Annotated in this window: 1 protein-coding gene; it reads left to right on the forward strand. The window is 39.0% G+C overall.

Translation table 11 applies throughout. The annotated features are described in order from the left end of the window. Positions 1 to 506 precede the first annotated feature (506 nt). The gene (gene ltrA, locus HMPREF0240_RS23155) at positions 507 to 1,799 is read left to right on the forward strand and encodes a group II intron reverse transcriptase/maturase (RefSeq protein ID WP_035314772.1); all 1,293 of its coding nucleotides are present in this window, start codon (positions 507 to 509) and stop codon (positions 1,797 to 1,799) included. Positions 1,800 to 1,892 lie beyond the last annotated feature (93 nt).

Raw genomic sequence — 1,892 nt, forward strand, 5'->3', positions numbered from 1 at the left:
GTGTGTGCCAGGCATGGCACTAATCTAGCTAGTGAAAGTCTAGTCACGGGTATTTACCGCCAAGTGTAGCGGAGCGCAAGTTGGCATCAGTAATGATGTGGATGAAGGAAGCGCATAGCAAAGTTCACGAGCCTACGAACAGAAACTTGATAAGGCGATGAGGTGGGTAAGGTTGCACATCAAACCAAAGCCCGAAAGGTAAACGTATAACCGAAGTTGTAAATCAAGAGGTTGTGGAATGAAAGATTAGTGCCTTACCCTTGGGAGGCCCTACCCACACATCAATAGATGTGGACGAAAAAGGTTTAGGGAGGGAGTCAGATGATGTCATAGTAGGTGAAAGCCGAAGGACTGAAACGATTTATAGTACAAATCGTTATTAAGAAAATCATGCATTAGTCAGAAATCAGATGGATGGGAAAAGTAGGAACGTAAGCCGAGGAATACTGTTTATATCGAGAGGGATGATGTGCATAAATTTTGTGATAATCAGAGGAGTAACAACAATGGAATTAATAGAGGTGATTACATCAAAGGAAAATCTAAACAGTGCCTATAAGAAAGTAGTGGCAAACAAAGGCGCAGGTGGAGTAGATGGAATGAAAGTCGAGGAACTTGGTGAGTATATCAAGGAAAACAAAAACAGGATCATTCAGTCAATCAAAAACCGAACATACATGCCAAAGCCAGTGCGCAGGGTTTATATCCCAAAAGATAATGGAAAGCAGAGACCACTAGGGATTCCAACGGTCTTAGATAGAGTGATACAACAAGCGATCGCTCAGCCTATTATAGAAATTTACGAAGAAATATTCAGTGACTTTAGCTATGGTTTCAGACCAGAAAGAAGTTGTCACGATGCCATAAAACAAGCATTGGAATATCTGAACGAGGGATATGAATGGGTAATAGACATTGATATAGAGCAATTCTTTGATAAAGTAAATCATGACAAATTGATTCAGATTCTTAGGGAACAAGTAAACGACAGTACCACATTGAACCTGATTCGGAAATATCTGAAAGCGGGGGTAATGGAAAAAGGACTGGAGCAAGCAACAAGGAGCGGTGTGCCGCAAGGCGGTCCACTTTCGGTCGTACTATCTAATGTATATCTTGATAAGTTAGATAAAGAACTAGAACAGAGAGGACTTCGTTTTACAAGGTATGCCGATGACACAATGGTATTCACGAAAAGTGAAATGGCAGCCAATAGAGTAATGAAATCCATTACAGACTGGATAGAAAGAAAACTGTTCCTAAAAGTAAATGTGACAAAAACAAAAGTAGTCAGACCGACAAGAAGTAAGTATCTCGGCTTCACATTTCTGAAAAGTGGTGGTGAATGGAAAGTAAAACCAACCACGGAAAAGAAAAAGAAGCTAAAGAAGAAATTAAGTGAATACCTCAAAAGAAGTAAAGCAATTGCCCGACCACTTGCGGTAACAATTAAGCGAGTGAATGAGATTGTAAGAGGTTGGATTAACTATTTCAGAATCGGAATGATGAAAGGTTTTATGGATGATTTCGGACAATGGTTAAGGCATAAAATTCGAGTAATTGTGATGAAACAATGGAAAACGTCCAAGACCATATATAAAAATCTATGCTATATGAATAGAAAATATGAATGTGGATTCGACCATGAATCAATCTATAAAGTTGCAAACTCAAGACTTGGATGGTACAGACAGAGTGGAATGAACGTAGTTAATTTTATCATTAGCCCAATGGTGCTTGAAACAAAAATAAAGGACGGAGCTGGTTTGCTCAATCCTTTAAATTATTATCTAAGATAAGTTGGAATATAAGTTGTAGAGCCGTATACGAGACCCGTACGTACGGTTCAATGAGAGGGAAATAATGCTAGCCATTATTTCCCTACTCTATTT

The organism is Clostridium sp. D5, from assembly GCF_000190355.1.
Classification (GTDB): domain Bacteria; phylum Bacillota; class Clostridia; order Lachnospirales; family Lachnospiraceae; genus Faecalicatena; species Faecalicatena fissicatena_A.

What these genes read in the sequence shown, in the direction of transcription:
- ltrA (WP_035314772.1), top strand. Translation starts at nt 507, where the DNA reads ATGGAATTAATAGAGGTGATTACATCAAAGGAAAATCTAAACAGTGCC.